Origin of the sequence: Yersinia sp. 2540 StPb PI (assembly GCF_052217165.1) — a bacterium.
GTDB lineage: Bacteria > Pseudomonadota > Gammaproteobacteria > Enterobacterales > Enterobacteriaceae > Yersinia > Yersinia enterocolitica_E.
This window is the reverse complement of sequence record NZ_JAZGQC010000001.1, coordinates 2,891,662-2,909,080: the sequence shown is the minus strand read 5'-3', so window position 1 is coordinate 2,909,080 and position 17,419 is coordinate 2,891,662. Positions and strand designations below refer to the sequence as shown.

The window sequence follows — 17,419 nt, the reverse complement described above, 5'->3', positions numbered from 1 at the left end:
GTATTAGCGGCAAATTACCTTACCGCCCGAGGCTACATTACCGCTCGCCAGCAACACGATTTTATCTCGTTGGCTAAGATAGGCCTGCTCAATCACCGTGGCCGCCCAAGCTGGGATATGTGGTGACAGGCGATAGTGAATCCACTTCCCTGCACGGCGATCGAGTAAAAGTCCAGATTCTCTCAGCATTGCTAAGTGTCTGGAGATCTTGGGTTGAGACTCATCCAATGTGTCACAAAGCTCGCAAACACATAGCTCGCCCGACTCTCGCAACAGCAGGATGATATTCAGACGTGTTTCGTCGGACAGATTTTTGAAAAGCTGCAATGGCGTGAGTGTAATCATGGAATCTCCAAGACTGAATACTGAGATTATCTTAGAAGTCTTGGCGTTAAAGTCAATTATATATTCGATTTACCATATCTGTTTTCATCGTCACCGATTACAATTTCTGTGTTGACAGTCATGTCCCCTGGCCGCTCATTGGGTCTGGATGATAAGAAAGTCACTTTTGTGGCATGAAACGGGCCATTCTAATGAGAAAATTCTTATTAATCTGGAACAATTTGCACCTGTTGTTTAGTATGTCGCTATCCTGTCTACGCTATCAGCAAATCCAATATTTATGAAAAAACTCATTAAACGGCTGGAGATCATTAAAAGTGCTATTGAGCTTGAAGATGAGGATATTATCCGACAACAACTGCCTTATCTTAAAAGCGAATCCCAGGACGCGGTGCTGGCTTTTATTGCCATGGAAATTGAACAAGGGAAATTTACGCATGCGCTAGACGCAATTGCAGCCTGGCTGGCGAGTAAACAAGCTGTCACCCAGTGGCAAGACCTTGAATTGGCCGCCTGTAAAATGGAGCTAAAAGCACTGGAAGAACAGTTACGCGAGTTAATCGATAAACGTAACGAGCGGGTTCAGTTGCTGGATGACTTTAATGATCTCTATCTGGTGCGCCTTGGCCCATTGATGAATAAAATCCTCCAGTTACGTAAACAGTTGGCGGAATGTACTCTGCGTAAAGCGGAGGCCGAAGCCCGGCGCAGGGAACGCGATTATCGCAACTGCCAGCAGTATATATCTCAAGCCATTGATGAACTTGCCGCGTTAAAACAGCGCTGGTTAGCGCTCTCTGCTATGTCGAGTGAAACCATTGAGATACGACAACAGATTCAGCAACAAACGGATTTAATCGCCGCACTGCTGGCGGAAATTAAAGAGCTGGAAAAGGGTTTTTGTACCCGCAATACTGAGTCAACCCGTAAAGCTCGGGAAGAAGCGAAAGAGAAGTACGAGAGCTATCAGGAGCAGCAAAAAGATGCCGAACAGCGGCATAGTAATGAGCAAAAACTGTCAGCTGATCAGCGCCAAGAACTAAAACGCCTGTGGCGGCAAGCCAGTCGACTCTGCCATCCAGATTTAGTCGCCGATGAGTTTAAAGAGAAAGCACATCAACTGATGGTCCAGCTCAATCAAGCCCGGCAACGGGGAGATTTCCCCGCAATTAACGCGTTACTCGAGAGTTTAAAACGTGGGTTTGAACCGCTAATGGCAAGTGACTGTATTGACGATCTTGAACGGCTACGCAGAAAAATTAAGCAGGTCAGAGATCAAATTGACGTGATGTTGCGTGAACTGGAAGCATTAGAGGATGAAGACTCTTGGCAGCTTGTCACCTCTTTGTCCGATAAAGATAACTGGTTCAAAGAACAAGAAAACGTATTATCCAAAACGCTCAAACTGCTGGAGCGGCAAGTTGAAGAAGCATCAAAGGTACTGTATGAAATTTGACTGGTGATGCTCTTTTGGCCTACTGCCAACGGTGCCCGGTCCATGCCTGCGCTTAACAACAAATATTATCCCTGTTATCTTTTATTATTGATGCATAATCACTATGCGTATTATTAAGTTCGTATTCATTCTGAAATAAGGTAATCAATGATGAAAGATAACGAATACCAGCCGCCAAAGGTCTGGACGGAAAATAACGAGAGTGGCGGTGTATGGTCCAAAATCAACCGCCCAACAGCAGGCGCACGTCATGAAGCGGCCCTGCCTGTTGGCAAACATCCGTTACAGCTTTACTCCATGGCGACACCCAACGGTCAGAAGGTCACTATTCTGCTGGAGGAGTTATTGGCGCTGGGCGAGAAAGGCGCAGAGTACGATGCCCACTTGATTCGAATAAGTGAAGGCGACCAGTTCTCAAGTGGTTTTGTCGCAGTGAATCCTAATTCAAAAATCCCCGCGCTGATGGATCACTCAACGCCGACTCCGGTGAGAGTTTTTGAGTCCGGTGCTATTTTGCTTTATCTGGCGGATAAGTTCGGCCATTTCCTGCCAAAAGATCACGCACAGAGAACGGAAGCACTGAACTGGTTATTCTGGCTACAGGGCGCGGCACCTTATTTAGGCGGGGGTTTTGGTCATTTTTATCATTACGCACCGGTAAAAATCGAATACGCGATTGACCGTTTTACCATGGAAGCTAAACGCCAGCTTGATTTGCTCAATACTCAGCTCAAAACACATGAGTATATCGCAGGGGATGAATATTCGATTGCCGATATCGCCATCTGGCCGTGGTATGGCAATTTGGTTTTAGGTTTGCAATATGAAGCCGGGGAGTTCCTGGATGTGAAATCCTATACCCACTTAATACGTTGGACGGAGAATATTGCGAAACGACCAGCCGTGCAACGTGGGCGTATCGTCAATCGGACCTGGGGAGAACCAAATGAGCAGTTGCCTGAGCGCCACGACGCATCAGATTTCGATCACTTATAGCTCATAAGCGATAAAGTCAATTCGACTAGAAAAAGGCGATAAACTCGGTTTACGCCTTTTTCTAACTCGAGTGACTGCAGCTACTGCACCCCATCAAAATGGAGAAACAATAGAGCCAATACGCTGGCAGAAATCATCGTAAGCATCGCCCAGTTTTTCAAACAATTTACTGATGTTATTTAAGTGTTTCATTGGCTGTTCCTCTGAGAGCGTTGAGATTTATTTGTGTGATCTGCATCACTAAATAAAGCTTACTTTTTTAAAACAGCATTTCAATATTTTTGTGATATGAGTCACAAAAATAGTAACTCTGCATAATGCTCATGATTATTGAGCGACACCTTCCCCGCCCGCCAGCCACAGAAACTCTTCTAGCGAGATTCAGATATAGATATTTATTCATAAAAAATGCGTTTTTTTTCATACAACCCACCAGATCGTGATCGTGATCTCATTTTAAACACAGCAAGAGGATTATAAAGAAACGCAAGATCGATAAATATGAAACATTGTTTCATTTAAATGAAGGGATGCAAATGGAAAAGAAAATAACTGTCAGGCACACGGTTGCATACGGCAGTGCAAACCTGTTGGGCAGTGGTGCATTGGCGATCAGTGGCGCGTGGCTTATGTATTTCTATACCACGTTTTGTGGGCTTTCTGTCGTTGAGGCTGCCGCCATATTCTCTCTGGCCAGCATTCTTGATGCCATCAGTAACCCTATCATGGGCTACATCACCGATAACTTTTATAACACCCGCCTTGGCCGCATGTTTGGTCGTCGTCGCTTCTTTATCCTCATCGGTATTCCGCTGGTCTTGTTCTATCCCCTACTTTGGGTGAGTGGTTTTGGCTTTTGGTACTACTTGATAACCTATGCCATGTTTGAATTGATCTACACCTCGATCATGGTGCCATACGAAACGCTAGCCACAGAGATGACGACCGATTTTGCTAAGCGCTCCAAGTTGACGGGATCAAAAGCGATATTCGGAAAAGTTGCCAACTTTATGGCGGCCTTTATTCCAGGGCAATTTATTGCGCTCTATGGCAAGGATTCTCCGGCCCCCTTCCTTTATACCGGCATCGCATATGGGGCTATCATGTGTTGTGCCATGATCTTCCTGTACGTTTCTTCTTGGGAGCGCCCGGCCAGTGAAGTGGTTAAAGAGACCACCAGTAGTTTGTTTCAGGCGCTGAAAAAAATGTGTATTGATATGGCGTCAACATTTCGGCTCCGTATTTTCCGTAAACATTTAGGGATGTATCTATTTGGATTTGGTGCCGAGTGGTTATTCGCTTCCTCATTCACCTACTTTATCATTTTCGGTTTACGCCAAAGTGCTGTTCTGGTGTCGCAACTCAATAGCTTCAGTTCGATTATGCAACTGATCTCGACCGCATTCTTTATCGGTATCTGTGTGAAAATGGGCTTTGCCCGTCCTTTCCGTATTGCATTACAGGTGGTGATTGTCAGTGTTTTTGCCTATGCCGCGCTCTATTTTACCGGTTGGTCTGACACGACCACTGTCATTGTATTATTCGCGATCACCGTGGTTTTTGGTCTGAGTACCGGCGGTATTTACTATATTCCCTGGACCGTTTATACCTTCCTCGCTGATGTAGATGAAGTGCTCACAGGGCGTCGGCGTGAGGGTCTATATGCGGGTGCAATGACATTTGCTGGCAAGATGGTTCGTTCGGTTATTGTGTTTGCGATGGGCTGGACACTCAGCAGATTTGGCTTTGTCTCCGGTCAGTCGGTGCAGCCAGAAACCGCGGTTCAGGCGATTGTTGGCGTCTTTGCCATCGGTGTAACCGCGCTGGCATTAGTGGCAATTTTTTATACCACACAGATGAAACTCGACAGAAAGAGTCATATGGTTCTGTTGGCAGAAATTGCCCGGATTAAGGCCGGTGGTGCGATAGCTGACATTGCTACTGGCCCCCGCGCAACGATTGAAGAACTGACGGGTTGGAAATATGAACAATGTTGGGGTAATAACCCGCTTGGTCAAAAGAAACCGACAGAAAAATTGACCGAACTGACATCAGAGGACTGATGGCTACTGTAGATTCAGGGACCGTATCATGAAAACGTTAGACGAATTTATTGTCGAAAAGCAGCAAGAATTCTCGCACGCTACCGGCGAACTCACTGCATTACTTTCTTCAATTAAATTGGGTGCCAAGATTATTCACCGAGATATCAATAAAGCCGGTCTTCTTGATATTCTGGGTACCGCAGGGATGCCCGCCATTGAAAGCGAAGTGCAGATGAAACTGGACTTATTCGCCAATGAAAAGCTTAAAGCCGCCTTGAAAGCACGTGGGGAAGTGGCAGGTATCGCTTCTGAGGAAGAGGGAATTGTCATATTTGAAGATGCACAATCACAAAAGGGGAAATATGTCGTTTTAATCGCTCCGCTTGATGGTGCATCAAATATTGATGTTAATGTTTCCGTTGGTACTATTTTCTCTATTTACCGGCGGCTTAGCCCGGTCGGTCAACCGGCTATCGAGGCGGACTTTCTGCAATCTGGCAGCCAGCAGGTGGCTGCGGGTTATGTCGTTTACGGCTCATCAACAATGTTGGTTTATACCACCGGTTATGGCGTTCATGCATTTACCTATGACCCATCCCTCGGCGTTTTTTGCTTATCACATGAAAAAGTGCGTTATCCAGAAATTGGCAGCATGTATTCCATCAACCAGGGGAATTACATTAAATTTCCAACCGGGGTGAAGAAATACATTAAATATTGTCAGGAGCAGGATGCGGCAACCCACCGCCCTTATGTTTCCCGTTACATCGGTTCACTCGTGGCGGATTTTCATCGTAACCTGCTGAAAGGTGGTATATACCTTTACCCAAGCACGGCCAGTTATCCGAGCGGCAAACTCCATTTATTGTATGAATGCAATCCAATGGCTGTGCTGGCAGAACAAGCCGGGGGGAAAGCCAGTGATGGTTTAAATCGTATTCTGGATATTCCACCAGAGCAATTACATCAACGAGTCCCCTTCTTTGTCGGCACCTATTCGATGGTTGAGGATGCCGAACGTTTCATTGCCGAAAATCCTGATTCCTTATCCGGTTAATGCTCATTTACCCAGGCACGTCACCAACCGTTGGATAAAATGGACTGTTGGTGACGGCGGCCTCCTATCGTTTTATGCCGAGCCGTTTGGCAAGACGATGGAGGTTGCCTGCGTCAAGGTTTAGCGCGCGAGCAGATGCCGACCAATTCATCCCATGCTCCTGAAGAACCTGCATGATAACCTGCCGCTGAAAATCACGGGTCGCCGCTTGCAGGTCTACAGGCGCGGTACCTTGATCCTCACTGACTGATATCGGTGAAATACCCGGTATAGTGGTGACTGTAATATTAAATAAGTCAGCATGCAGTTGCGCAGATTCTGTCGCCGGTTGTGAGGCGCGCGCTAATACCGCAGCACGATAAATAGCATGTTCCAATTCACGCACGTTTCCGGGCCAACTGTAATTCTCTAGCAGAGTAAGTGTGGCGGCCGGGATGCCCAACTGCTGAAGCCCCAGTTTCTTTCTTATCCGCTCCACAAAAAATCCCGCTAACAGAACAATGTCCCCTTTCCGTTCCCGTAACGGTGGAACATGTAACGGGAATACACTCAAACGGTGAAACAGATCAACGCGAAAGTGTCCTTCGATAACTGCTTGTTTAAGATCACAATTGGTAGCAGCAATAATACGCACATTCACCCGCTTGGTACTGTCGTCACCGACGCGCTGTAAGTCGCCGTACTGAATAACACGGAGTAATTTGGCCTGAAGTACCAATGAAAGTTCGCCTATCTCATCAAGAAATAGTGTGCCATTGTCGGCAATTTCGAACTTACCGGTTCGGTCATGTATTGCACCGGTGAAAGCCCCCTTCACATGGCCAAATAATTCGCTCTCCGCCACATTCTCGGGCAAGGCGGCACAGTTTAAATAGATTAATGCCTTCGCAGCTCTGGGTGATAAATGATGAATTGCCTGAGCAACCAACTCTTTACCGACCCCCGTCTCTCCGGTGATTAGCACATTCAGTTCTGAACCTGCTACCACCCCTATCTCATGTTTTAGTTGCAGTATCAACGGTGACAGGCCAATCATCTCGTCTTCCGAGCTTGGTGTGGCTTGTTTTTGGATGCTTAATGAACTAACCGTAGGGAGCGCTTGCTTCTCCAACACATCGACTAAAAGTGCATTATTCAGCGCCGAGGCCGCTAATACGCCAATCAGTTTAAGCTCTTCATCACTGAACCCATCAAATTGCAGCGGGTTCATACTGTCGAAAGTTAATGCACCAATAAGTGTTTGATCAGCAAACAAGGGCAGACCAATACAGGCATGGACTTTTAGCTCATCATGGCCCGGGATCAGGCCGTCATAGGGATCAGGCAGATGGCTGTCAGTCGGGAAACGGACCACATTCCCTGCCCGGGCAATAGCCTCTAATCGCGGATGGGATGACAACGAAAAACGCCGCCCCAACACATCCGGTGATAAACCATCAATGGCCAAGGGTCGGAACAATTGATGTTCATAACGTAAAAGTGCCGAGGCATCGCATTGCAGTAATTGCCGCAAGCTACTAACTAACGTCTGAAAACGATCTTGCCCTGATAAGCCGCCCTGTAGCTCAATGGCAATTTTGGCCAGTGACTGAATGGATAAACTCATATTTTGTCATTCCGACATAGTGTTAGTCATTATGACAATGACACATCAATGTCATAATGACTAACTTTAATTTTATCTGATTAAAATCAATACCATAAATCATGGCACGCCATTTGCTTTCTAAGGTGAGGTAAATCATTTATTTTCGTTGAGGAACGGTTCATGGCGATTCAAGTTAAGAATAATATCAAATGGGTTGGGCAACGTGATTGGGAAGTGCGTGATTTCCATGGTACTGAGTACAAAACCCTGAAAGGGACCAGTTACAACAGCTATTTAATCTGCGAAGAAAAAAACATTCTGATCGATACTGTTGATCAGAAATTTGATCGAGATTTTGTTGCCAATTTAGCACAAGAGATCGACTTAAATACGCTCGACTATATTGTTATCAACCATGCAGAAGAAGACCATGCCGGTGCATTGACCGAGTTAATGGCGCGTATCCCCAACACCCCGATTTATTGCACCGCCAATGCTATCGACTCAATTAACGGACATCATCATCATCCTGAATGGAATTTCATTACCGTTAAAACCGGCGATACCTTAGATATCGGCAACGGTAAGCAATTGATCTTTGTTGAAACGCCGATGCTGCACTGGCCTGACAGCATGATGACTTACATCACGGGTGATGCCGTGTTGTTCAGTAATGATGCTTTCGGTCAGCACTACTGTGATGAGCATCTGTTTAATGACGAGGTCGATCAGACCGAGCTTTATGAACAATGCGCTCGCTATTATGCCAACATTTTGACCCCATTCAGCCGCTTGGTAACACCAAAAATCAATGAAATTCTTGGTTTCAATCTGCCAGTATCAATGATTGCCACCTCCCATGGCGTGGTATGGCGCGATAATCCAACCCAAATTGTCACGCAATATCTGGCTTGGGCGGCAGATTATCAGGAAGACCGGATAACCATTTTCTATGACACCATGTCAAATAATACCCGAATGATGGCCGATGCTATTGCTCAGGGTATTCACGATACCGACCCCGGTGTGGCGGTGAAGATCTACAACATTGCCCGCCATGACAAAAATGAAATCCTCACCCAGGTCTTCCGTTCTAAAGGCGTTTTGGTGGGTTCTTCCACCATGAATAACGTCATGATGCCAAAAATCGCGGGGATGCTCGAAGAGTTGGCTGGATTACGTTTCCGTAACAAAAAAGCTGCGGCATTTGGCAGCTTTGGCTGGACTGGCGGTGCGGTTGACCGCATTCAAACTCGCCTGATGGATGCCGGGTTTGATATCTCGCTCTCCTTAAAAATGAAATGGCGACCTGATACTGATGCTTTAGAAGAGTGTCGTGAGCATGGGCGTAAAATTGCCCGTGAATGGGCACTTCACCCATTGGATACCCTGCGCTCATCTGAGGTTGACGCCATCGCCCTCACCCAAGAAAAGGCTCACAGTGAGAATAGCCCCTCACAACCTTCTCTTGGTATTTCAATGCAATGCAGTGTTTGCCAGTGGATATATGACCCGGCGCTGGGTGAACCTCTTCAAGAGGTTAAGCCGGGAACCTGTTGGGAAAATGTCCCCGACTTCTTCCTCTGCCCAGAGTGTGGCTTGGGCAAATCTGTTTTCGATCCACTGTAATGGAGCATGTTATGACAGATAACATTATTATTGTGGGTTCAGGTTTTGCCGCCCGCCAGGTGGTTAAAAATATCCGCAAACTTGACCCGCAAGTGCCAATCCACATGATCGCTGCTGACAGTGGTGTGGACTATAATAAACCTGATTTAAGTCATGTATTTAGTCGTCAGCAGAGCGCTGACGATCTAACACGGCTGTCGGCCGAGCAGTTTGCAGCAGAAAATAATGTTACTTTACATACAGCGATGTTGGTCACTGCCATTGAGCGACACACTAAACGCGTTTTTTGTGGTGATCGGGCATTTAATTATCATAAATTGGTGCTGGCTACCGGGGCGGCAGCGCTAGTCCCTGCCGTGCCCGGTAGCGAGATGATCGTTACCTTCAATAGCCAAAATGAATATCGGCAACACCAAGATAGGTTGCAAAAGGCACAGCGTGTTTTAGTGTTGGGCGGCGGATTAATCGGGACGGAATTGGCGATGGACCTACAGCGTTCCGGTAAACAGGTGATGTTGGTGGATAAGGCACACAGTTTGCTGGCCGCTGTGATACCGGTGGAGATCAGTAGCCGCTTACAACAACGCCTCAGCCAGAGTGGTGTTACTTTGGTATTTAATAATGAATTGCTCAGTGTGACAAAAGTCACCAACGGGTTGCGAGTAGAACTTCGCGCGGGTCAAACGTATACCGTTGATGCTGTTATTGCCGCGATTGGTTTAAAGCCGGAAACTGCCCTCGCCGCTGCCGCAGGTCTCGATATTGGGCGTGGTATTAAGGTCAATAATCAGTTGCAAACGGTTGATCCAGATATCTTTGCCGTGGGTGATTGTGCCGAGGTCGAGGGGAAAGTACTGCCATTTTTGCAGCCCATATTAGTGGGAGCCATGACACTGGCAAAAAATATTCTAGGGGGAGCCGCGTGTCTCACCCTGCCGCCGATGTTAGTTAAAGTCAAAACACCTGATCTACCGCTCTATTTCGCTGGCGAAACCAACCGCGAGGATCTCCACTGGGAAATATGCCTGACAGCGCAGGGGATAGTGGCGCGTGGTACTGATAACTCACAGCAATTACGCGCGTTCGTCGTCAGCGAACAACAGACCCAACAGGCTTTCCCCCTGTTACGTGAACTGAGTGTGTAGCATTAATCGTGCTGCGCTATAACATCACAACGCTAACCCCCCGCCACCTGCGTAGGGGGTTTTGCCTGCAATTTTCATCACTTCAGCCCCCAAGGTGACAAAAGGTGCCCGCCGGCTGGCGTAGATAATGCCGCCGGTCTGAGCACGAACCGCTTTTACCGTATCGGTGAGCGGATCAATAATTTCAGCCACCACTTCATCTTTCCCAACCCATTCACCCGGCTGGCGTAATAACAGCAAAATACCACTGGCAGGTGCCGTCACTATCTCACCTGCCGTAAACGGCAACAGGGTGACTTCCCGCTGCGGAATAGCCAAAGGTTGCCCTTTGACTGCGCCACGGTACTGCAAATAGTGATAAAGACGCTCGGCATCAGCACTGGCCAACGCGTGGCTAACATCCTGTTGACCCCGTAATTCTAGCGTCACCGCCATGCAACCCGGTTCAAGCTTTAACGCCGGATAATGTGCCGCCAACCGATGCCATGGCAAGCCGCAAGCCTCATCAAAGGATCCACCACCACTGTCTTGTGACAGTAATACGGTACCAATATCTAAAAAACGTGCCAGTGTCTCTGCCGGTTCGCGCCAGGCAGGATCTGCATACATATGCAAAATAGCGTGATCATCACAATGCAGATCCAGCACCAGGTCAGCATCACAGGCCAGTCGCAACAAATGTTGGCGCAGCGCTGCAACTTCACTGCTGGCAGGCAAATCCTGCAATGCCTCAACCATGGCAACTCGCACTTGTTGCTGTATACCAACACTATCAGTGAGCGGCCGCGATGCTAGCCGCGTTTGTACCCCTTGCGCCAGATCAGGAAAATCACGGTTGAAATTGCGGCCACTGCCCAGGTCAAAACGACCGATACCACTATTAAGGAGCACTTGCGCAATACCTACCGGGTTGGCAAGCGGTACAATAATTATTTCACTCTGAATTTCACCGCGCCGTTCCGCCTGACTCAGTAATCTTTTAAGATAATGTAATACCAGCATGCCAGGCAGCTCATCAGCATGCAGGCCAGCTTGTAGATAGATTTTCTCACCAAAACCTTGCTGGCCGAAATGGAAACTGGTTAATTGACGCTGCCCACCCAGGGCATGTTCAGGTAACTTATGATTATTGATTTTCATTGGACGTCCTATCTGTGGAAAAGAAAGCCCGGCTTGACCGAATTGACAAAAAAATCCTTGAAATACTGAGCCAGGATGGTCGCATCTCTTATCAAAAGCTCTCTGAACAGGTAAACCTAACCGCTCGCCCTTGTCTGGAGCGCGTGCGGCTACTGGAACGCGCCGGTATTATCCGCGGTTACAGCGCTATTATTGAGTTACCGGAACCTGCGCATGCTTTTGTTATACAAGCACAAATTGCACTGGCCGACCATGGGCACTCGCAGGCGGCATTTGAACAGGAAGTAGGCAAAACGCCGGAGGTGCTGGACTGTTGGTTGGTCGGTGGCAGCTTCGACTTCCTGGTGCGCATTGGCTGTCGTAACATGGAACACTACCGGTTACTGGCTGATAGTTGGCTGACCAGTAAAAAATTCCGGGTCGATAAAATTGTCACCCTGACGGAATTACAAACCATCAAACGCACTTAAATCTGCAGTGCCCGCACCGGATACTTAATCGTGACGGGCAAAAGCCAGCCAGCGCCGTTCTGCACGTGAAAATAGGTAAATCAGCATAAAAGTGCATAACAGATAGAGCGCCGCCGCCATCAGGAACGGGATAAACGGTGAATAGGTTGCCGCATAGAACGAGCGCGCCACGCCGGTAATATCCAATAGCGTTACGGTACTGGCAAGTGAGGTGGCGTGTAGCAGGAATACCATCTCGTTATTCAGCGCTGGGATACCGCGCCGCAATGTTGCGGGCAGAACCAACCGGCGAATAATCTGCCACTGACTCATGCCAAAAGCTTCGCCAGCCACCCACTCCTGACGTGGAAACGTCACCATCATTCCCGCCAATAATTCTGCCACATAAGCACTGGTATTCAGCACCAGCGCGAGCGTGGCACAAAAAGTAGCATCGCGGAACAGCAGCCAGAATGGTTGGTCGTCCTGCCAACCCAACTGCACGATGTCAAACTGTGACAAACCGTAGTAGATCAGCATTAATTGCAGATAGAGCGGCGTGCTACGGAAAAAATAAGTTACGCTGCGGATGAACCAAGAGAGCGGCCGTGGGCCAAAAGCTTGCCCAACTGCCATCAGTAGTGCCAACAATAAACCCGGCACCACGGACAGTAAAAACAGCTTAGCGGTCATGGCCAACCCGGTAACATCCGACCCGTCGCTATACAAAAATGTCGGTGCAGCCTCCAGCATGGTTTGCAGATTCATCCTTGCCTCGCTGCACTAGAGGTTGACAGCGCATAGCGCCGTGAAAGCCGACTGAATCCCCAACTAGAAAGCGCGGTGATGACCATGTAAATCATCGCCACCAGGAAGTAAAACAAGAACGGTTTTTGTGTCGCACGCCCTGCCTGTTCAGCCAGCCACACCATATCTTCCAACCCCAGAATGGATATCAACGCTGACGCTTTCATTAAACCAAGCCAGTTGTTATTGATCCCCGGAATAGCAAAACTGAGCATCTGTGGCAACATAATGCGCCGGAATACCTGAGCAGGACTCATACCGTAAGCTATTGCGGCCTCCAACTGACCACGATCAACGGTTTGAAATGCGCCCCGGAACGTTTCAGTGTAGTAAGCGCCGAACACAATACCAATGGCCAACACGCCAGAGATAAACGTGTTGAAGCGAACGGGCCCCACGCCCAATAAACTGAGGAACCCATTCACCAGCATTTCGCCACCGAAAAATAACAGCAACATAATCACCAGTTCAGGAATCCCTCGCACCAGCGTGGTGTATCCGGTTGATATCCAGCGCAACCAGCGCGGGCCAAACAGTTTGATAACGGCATTGATCAACCCAAGTACCAGTGCCACCGCGAGTGACAGCAGCATCACGCACAGTGACAACCCCGCCCCCTGTGCCAGTAAAGGCAAATATTCGGCTACCATTATTGGCCCCTGTCGCTGAAAAACCGGTGCCGGCGCGTCAGTTATCGGCCCGGCGGGTTTACATCACAAAAAATGGTGGCGCACTCAGTTGCCGTAAATATCGAAGCTGAAATATTTTTTCTGAATGGCGTCATAAGTACCATCAGCACGGATCGCCTTAATTGCCCCATTCAATGCATCGCGTAACGCTGGATTATCTTTACCGACGGCGATCCCCACATCAGATGAGATAGTTTCGTCTTGGATAACCGGCCCGGCAAAAGCAAACTTCTGCCCACGCGGGGTATCAATAAAGCTACTGGCAGCCTGAATGTTATCTTGTAGCGAGGCGTTGATGCGCCCGGACAGCAGATCCAGATAGACATTGTCCTGATTGGCATAAGAGACGATTTTCACCCCTTGCCCACCCCAATGCTTTTTCGCATAGGTCTCATGGATTGAGCCGGTTTGCACCCCCACGGTTTTGCCTTTCAGACTGGCGGTATCCGGTAACAGCGGGCTGCCTTTGCGTGCCACCAATTGTGCGGCACTGCGATAGTAGCGATCAGTGAAATCCACTTCTTTTTTGCGCTCTTCAGTAATGGTCAGCGACGCAATAATTGCATCGAACTTACGGGCATTAAGTGCCGCGATCATACTTTCAAACGGTTGTTTAACGAATACACACTTCGCATGCAGGTTTTCACACAAGGCATTCGCGATATCGATATCAAAGCCGGTGATCTCGCCACTGGGAGAAAGAACATCAAAAGGTGGATAACCCCCGTCGACACCAAAGCTAATAGTGTCAATGGTCTGAGCCGCCACGGGCGCGGAAAGTATCAGGCCGGTCAATATTGCAGCTAATGTCTTTTTCATGGTTAAGATCCCAATGTTGGCAAGTAATAGAAACCGCAAGGATTAGAAACGAAGCGAGAGGCAGGTCAAGCCGCCATCCATTTTTTTAAATTCACTGGTATCAAGTTGAATAATTGGCATTCCCAGCTTTTCAATTTGCGCCAACGTATAAGGATACCCTTGCGGGGTAATCAACGTATCATTGATCCACAAAGTATTACCGGCGTAAGACTCATCTTCAGGAATAACAAGGGTATTAAACCGAGAAAACGCAGGATGGTGCTGATAATCCTCGGTCAGCAACAAGGTGTTACGCCCGACATAGTTAACAATCGACTTCAGGTGTAACCCCGCACTCACTGCTATTGGCGTTACCCGATAGCCATAGCGCGCGACCGCGGCGGTAAATTCGCTGATCCCTACTTCATCAGTGCGTGAAGTCAGGCCGATAAAAAATTGTTTATCCACCAACAGCACATCACCCCCATCAAGATGGCCTTGCTCACTCATTCGAACAACCGGGCGGTCGGTAAATAGCGGCTCGATAGTCGCCACTTCGCCTTGGCGGCTGGGTGCCCCAGGGTGGGTTATCACCGCCAGTTCCGGCATGACGACGGCAGTATCCTCAACAAAGTGCGCATCAGGGAATGCCGGTGCTGCCGGTAAAATAGTCACTTTCAGGCCAAGACGGAGCAAGGTATCCACGTAGGCCAAAAATTGGTGACCCGTCACAGCAATATCTGGGGTGCCCAATTGGGACGTGGTCTGGCCGCTACCACAGGTAGCCGCCGGCAGTCTGGCAATGGCTTGAGTAAAGTGCATAGGCGAGTCTCTTGATTGAGTGTTGCAAAAGTGTTGATCTGATTATTAAACAGATACTGTTACCAATCAGGTTGAATCAGCTATCACTGCCATACATTTACGCTGTATATGACTCTCTCTGCGACCTATTCAGTTGTCAGATGAAAACCATAGACAACCCGCTTTAGCTATATACTATTTGATATAACTTATCGGGCAGTATCCGAGACAGGCAAGCTACCCTTCCTGTCTCTGCGCGCGTAGCGTGCTAGCGAACCTAAGGAAACCGAATGAAAAAGTTAATCATGGTGATGATTACACTATTGCTGATTGCCTGTGCAAATACCGGTCATGTCGGCGTGAGTGGGGGTTCGGGCGGAGTATCGAGTATCAGCATTGGCACCGGCATTCGCCGGTAATACAGGCAGGTGTTTTCAGTCCCTGCCTCACCGATATTGACTGTAAAATTGGCGGTCAGCTATCTGTTTTTCAGGACTGGAGCATCAGCGGAAAAACGTGCTGAAATAGCATCCCGTTCATAACCTTGCCGCTCAGTCAAAATGGTATATAACTCTGGGCGACGACCATAGATCCAGCGCCGTCCAGTACTGAGTGGGATCAAGGAGAGATCCAGCTCAGCGCACACCATCATGTCGGCGGCCTCCCAGGTTTCATTGATGATGCGGCCATACGGGTCCAGTATCATCGCATTACCGGTGCGCACTTCATCATCATCGGCCCCAATACCATTACTGAACAGAATAAATAAACCATTATCATGTGCCCGGGCTGGTAACCAGCGCATCAGCCATTCCCGGCCATTGGTGCCACGAATTGCCGCGGTTATTTCTTCTTTTCGTTCAACACGTTGTTGCCACAGTTCGAGTGGAATGGGCTTCATGCCATAAGGGCTACGGGAGTGAGTTCCACCGGTTTGATGTGGTGCCAATAATATATCCGCGCCCAGTAAGGTGGTAGCGCGAACATTCTCCACCAAATTGTTATCCCAGCAGATAAGGATGCCCACTTTGACCCCCCAAGGGGTGTCAAACACGGTGTAAGAATCGCCGCTGCTAATGGTTGGATGCTCAAAAGCATGCAATTTTCGATGAGTGTGCAAGGTACCATCAGGCATGCAAGCAACATAGGCGTTATAGAGTCGCCCGTCATCTGCCCGCTCAATCAGGCCCACACCAATAAGCATTTGATATTTAACTGCTAACGCACGAACCAAGGCGATTGATGGGCTGTTTTCTATCGATTCCGCCAATGCATTGACTTGCACCGCAGTCAACTTAGGGACATGCCAGTATCCAGTGATACACATCTCTGGAAACGCTAATATTTTGATGTTTTGCAGGGCTGCCTGCTCGATAAACTTCTCAATAACCAACAGATTATATTGTTTGTTATTGGCCTGATGCTGGAACTGCACGGTTGCTGCTGTTATCAATGGTGATTCAGTCACATTATCCTCCTAGGGCATCTACCGCTGATTTTTATCATTGGCATTACAGCAGCCGTATTGATAACTTTATAATGAATGATTTTCCTTTATCGATTACCAATTGGAATGAAATAGTGAATATTAAGTTGCTAAAAGCCTTTGTTATGCTGGCACAGAAAGGCAATTACAATGAAGCTGCACAGGCGCTTTGTATCACGCAACCGGCCCTGTCCAAGCAGATTAACTTATTGGAATCGATGCTAAATCTTCATCTGTTCTCACGCGGGCGTCATGGTGCGCTACTGACCCCTGGCGGCCAACAGTTGCTGGCAGAGGCGGAGAAAGTGATTAATCAGTCTGATTTTTTTCTACAACATGCCACCAGAGTGGCCAAGGGCATTGAAGGGTTTATATCGATAGGTTTTGGATTGTCGACTTTCTATACTGCTCCGCACTGTGTCGCCAAATTCAGAGAGCAGTTCCCTGGCGTTGCCATTACGTTGGAGGATATCCCCTCGGCACAGCAATATGCATTATTAACCCACGGTGAACTGCAAATAGGATTTGTTCGAGTGCCGCCCAAGGCACCGTTACATTATTATCCCTTATTTGACGATCGTCTGGTGCTGGTAACCCCGCAAGATAAGGCACTAACACTCGACGAATGGTTAAAACATCTGCCGTTACTGCGTTTATATAGCGAGCGTGGGCGCGGGCTAAATGCACAAATTGACCTGTTCTTACAGTCAAATCAACTCTACGCGCCAGCGATGCAAGAAGTTGAGGATATCCAGACCATACTCGCACTGGTGATTGCCGGTCTCGGCGTGGCATTACTGCCGCAGAGTGTGGTGCATATCGCGCCCCCGACGATGAATATTATTGCGCTCAGCGGTGACACCCTCAGTTGGCAAGTGGGTATTGCCTGGAATAGTGCTATTCCTGATTTGGTGCGGGACAATTTTATTAAGATGGTCATCGAGCATAACCGGCAAAACATCGATTGATACTTTGCCGGTTTATGGCG

At 48.2% G+C, this 17,419-nt stretch carries 17 protein-coding genes; 9 read left to right on the top strand and 8 right to left on the bottom strand.

Features of this window, described 5'->3' with window-relative positions; all coding sequences use genetic code 11:
• Window positions 1-3 precede the first annotated feature (3 nt).
• Complete coding sequence (locus V1956_RS13280; RefSeq protein WP_420074497.1) at window positions 4-345, bottom strand: metalloregulator ArsR/SmtB family transcription factor; 342 nt, start codon at window positions 343-345, stop codon at window positions 4-6.
• A gap of 280 nt (window positions 346-625) precedes the next feature.
• On the opposite strand from V1956_RS13280, the gene V1956_RS13275 reads away from it, so the two are divergent.
• The 4 genes from V1956_RS13275 to fbp all read left to right on the top strand — a co-directional run bounded on the left by V1956_RS13275 (window position 626) and on the right by fbp (window position 5,899).
• A complete protein-coding gene (locus V1956_RS13275) occupies window positions 626-1,801 on the top strand; it encodes a DNA repair protein (RefSeq protein WP_420071043.1) in 1,176 nt (391 codons plus the stop codon).
• A 150-nt stretch (window positions 1,802-1,951) separates the two neighbouring features.
• A complete protein-coding gene (gene yghU, locus V1956_RS13270) occupies window positions 1,952-2,797 on the top strand; it encodes a glutathione-dependent disulfide-bond oxidoreductase (protein ID WP_372559904.1) in 846 nt (281 codons plus the stop codon).
• Window positions 2,798-3,333: 536 nt separating this feature from the next.
• Complete coding sequence (locus tag V1956_RS13265) at window positions 3,334-4,860, top strand: MFS transporter (RefSeq protein WP_442825211.1); 1,527 nt, start codon at window positions 3,334-3,336, stop codon at window positions 4,858-4,860.
• A 28-nt stretch (window positions 4,861-4,888) separates the two neighbouring features.
• A complete protein-coding gene (gene fbp, locus V1956_RS13260) occupies window positions 4,889-5,899 on the top strand; it encodes a class 1 fructose-bisphosphatase (RefSeq protein WP_420074499.1) in 1,011 nt (336 codons plus the stop codon).
• A 64-nt stretch (window positions 5,900-5,963) separates the two neighbouring features.
• On the opposite strand, the gene norR is transcribed toward fbp, so the two are convergent.
• Window positions 5,964-7,505: a nitric oxide reductase transcriptional regulator NorR gene (norR, locus tag V1956_RS13255; protein ID WP_420074500.1), complete on the bottom strand. Its 1,542-nt coding sequence runs from the start codon at window positions 7,503-7,505 to the stop codon at window positions 5,964-5,966.
• 162 nt (window positions 7,506-7,667) lie between these two features.
• On the opposite strand from norR, the gene norV reads away from it, so the two are divergent.
• Both norV and norW read left to right on the top strand, forming a co-directional pair.
• Entirely contained in the window at window positions 7,668-9,116 is a 1,449-nt protein-coding gene (gene norV, locus V1956_RS13250; protein ID WP_420074501.1) for an anaerobic nitric oxide reductase flavorubredoxin, read from the top strand.
• A gap of 11 nt (window positions 9,117-9,127) precedes the next feature.
• Window positions 9,128-10,261, top strand: a complete 1,134-nt coding sequence (gene norW, locus V1956_RS13245; protein WP_372559040.1) for an NADH:flavorubredoxin reductase NorW — start codon at window positions 9,128-9,130, stop codon at window positions 10,259-10,261.
• A gap of 24 nt (window positions 10,262-10,285) precedes the next feature.
• Here the strand turns inward: norW and V1956_RS13240 are convergent, their stop codons facing one another.
• The gene (locus tag V1956_RS13240) at window positions 10,286-11,401 is read right to left on the bottom strand and encodes a succinylglutamate desuccinylase/aspartoacylase family protein (RefSeq protein ID WP_442825210.1); all 1,116 of its coding nucleotides are present in this window, start codon (window positions 11,399-11,401) and stop codon (window positions 10,286-10,288) included.
• 14 nt (window positions 11,402-11,415) lie between these two features.
• Between V1956_RS13240 and V1956_RS13235 the strand changes: the two genes are divergently transcribed.
• Entirely contained in the window at window positions 11,416-11,871 is a 456-nt protein-coding gene (locus V1956_RS13235; protein ID WP_420074504.1) for an Lrp/AsnC family transcriptional regulator, read from the top strand.
• Window positions 11,872-11,895: 24 nt separating this feature from the next.
• Here V1956_RS13235 and V1956_RS13230 read toward each other — a convergent pair whose 3' ends face one another.
• The 4 genes from V1956_RS13230 to V1956_RS13215 form a co-directional block, all read right to left on the bottom strand.
• The gene (locus V1956_RS13230; protein WP_083158825.1) at window positions 11,896-12,618 is read right to left on the bottom strand and encodes an ABC transporter permease; all 723 of its coding nucleotides are present in this window, start codon (window positions 12,616-12,618) and stop codon (window positions 11,896-11,898) included.
• Complete coding sequence (locus V1956_RS13225) at window positions 12,615-13,307, bottom strand: ABC transporter permease (RefSeq protein ID WP_372559043.1); 693 nt, start codon at window positions 13,305-13,307, stop codon at window positions 12,615-12,617. The genes V1956_RS13230 and V1956_RS13225 overlap by 4 nt, the downstream gene beginning before the upstream one ends.
• A gap of 84 nt (window positions 13,308-13,391) precedes the next feature.
• Window positions 13,392-14,165, bottom strand: coding sequence for an ABC transporter substrate-binding protein (locus V1956_RS13220; RefSeq protein ID WP_083158824.1), 774 nt, complete (start codon window positions 14,163-14,165; stop codon window positions 13,392-13,394).
• Window positions 14,166-14,207: 42 nt separating this feature from the next.
• The gene (locus V1956_RS13215; protein ID WP_442825209.1) at window positions 14,208-14,966 is read right to left on the bottom strand and encodes a dimethylarginine dimethylaminohydrolase family protein; all 759 of its coding nucleotides are present in this window, start codon (window positions 14,964-14,966) and stop codon (window positions 14,208-14,210) included.
• A 269-nt stretch (window positions 14,967-15,235) separates the two neighbouring features.
• Between V1956_RS13215 and V1956_RS13210 the strand changes: the two genes are divergently transcribed.
• Entirely contained in the window at window positions 15,236-15,364 is a 129-nt protein-coding gene (locus tag V1956_RS13210; RefSeq protein ID WP_265331623.1) for a hypothetical protein, read from the top strand.
• A gap of 59 nt (window positions 15,365-15,423) precedes the next feature.
• Here V1956_RS13210 and V1956_RS13205 read toward each other — a convergent pair whose 3' ends face one another.
• A complete protein-coding gene (locus tag V1956_RS13205; RefSeq protein WP_372559045.1) occupies window positions 15,424-16,413 on the bottom strand; it encodes a nitrilase family protein in 990 nt (329 codons plus the stop codon).
• A gap of 113 nt (window positions 16,414-16,526) precedes the next feature.
• Between V1956_RS13205 and V1956_RS13200 the strand changes: the two genes are divergently transcribed.
• Window positions 16,527-17,399, top strand: coding sequence for a LysR family transcriptional regulator (locus V1956_RS13200; protein ID WP_442825208.1), 873 nt, complete (start codon window positions 16,527-16,529; stop codon window positions 17,397-17,399).
• Window positions 17,400-17,419: the final 20 nt, after the last annotated feature.

Bases quoted from the DNA above. Each gene is read 5' to 3' on its own strand.
- V1956_RS13280 (WP_420074497.1), bottom strand. From the start codon at position 345: ATGATTACACTCACGCCATTGCAGCTTTTCAAAAATCTGTCCGACGAA.
- V1956_RS13275 (WP_420071043.1), top strand. From the start codon at position 626: ATGAAAAAACTCATTAAACGGCTGGAGATCATTAAAAGTGCTATTGAG.
- yghU (WP_372559904.1), top strand. From the start codon at position 1,952: ATGAAAGATAACGAATACCAGCCGCCAAAGGTCTGGACGGAAAATAAC.
- V1956_RS13265 (WP_442825211.1), top strand. From the start codon at position 3,334: ATGGAAAAGAAAATAACTGTCAGGCACACGGTTGCATACGGCAGTGCA.
- fbp (WP_420074499.1), top strand. From the start codon at position 4,889: ATGAAAACGTTAGACGAATTTATTGTCGAAAAGCAGCAAGAATTCTCG.
- norR (WP_420074500.1), bottom strand. From the start codon at position 7,505: ATGAGTTTATCCATTCAGTCACTGGCCAAAATTGCCATTGAGCTACAG.
- norV (WP_420074501.1), top strand. From the start codon at position 7,668: ATGGCGATTCAAGTTAAGAATAATATCAAATGGGTTGGGCAACGTGAT.
- norW (WP_372559040.1), top strand. From the start codon at position 9,128: ATGACAGATAACATTATTATTGTGGGTTCAGGTTTTGCCGCCCGCCAG.
- V1956_RS13240 (WP_442825210.1), bottom strand. From the start codon at position 11,401: ATGAAAATCAATAATCATAAGTTACCTGAACATGCCCTGGGTGGGCAG.
- V1956_RS13230 (WP_083158825.1), bottom strand. From the start codon at position 12,618: ATGAATCTGCAAACCATGCTGGAGGCTGCACCGACATTTTTGTATAGC.
- V1956_RS13225 (WP_372559043.1), bottom strand. From the start codon at position 13,307: ATGGTAGCCGAATATTTGCCTTTACTGGCACAGGGGGCGGGGTTGTCA.
- V1956_RS13220 (WP_083158824.1), bottom strand. From the start codon at position 14,165: ATGAAAAAGACATTAGCTGCAATATTGACCGGCCTGATACTTTCCGCG.
- V1956_RS13215 (WP_442825209.1), bottom strand. From the start codon at position 14,966: ATGCACTTTACTCAAGCCATTGCCAGACTGCCGGCGGCTACCTGTGGT.
- V1956_RS13210 (WP_265331623.1), top strand. From the start codon at position 15,236: ATGAAAAAGTTAATCATGGTGATGATTACACTATTGCTGATTGCCTGT.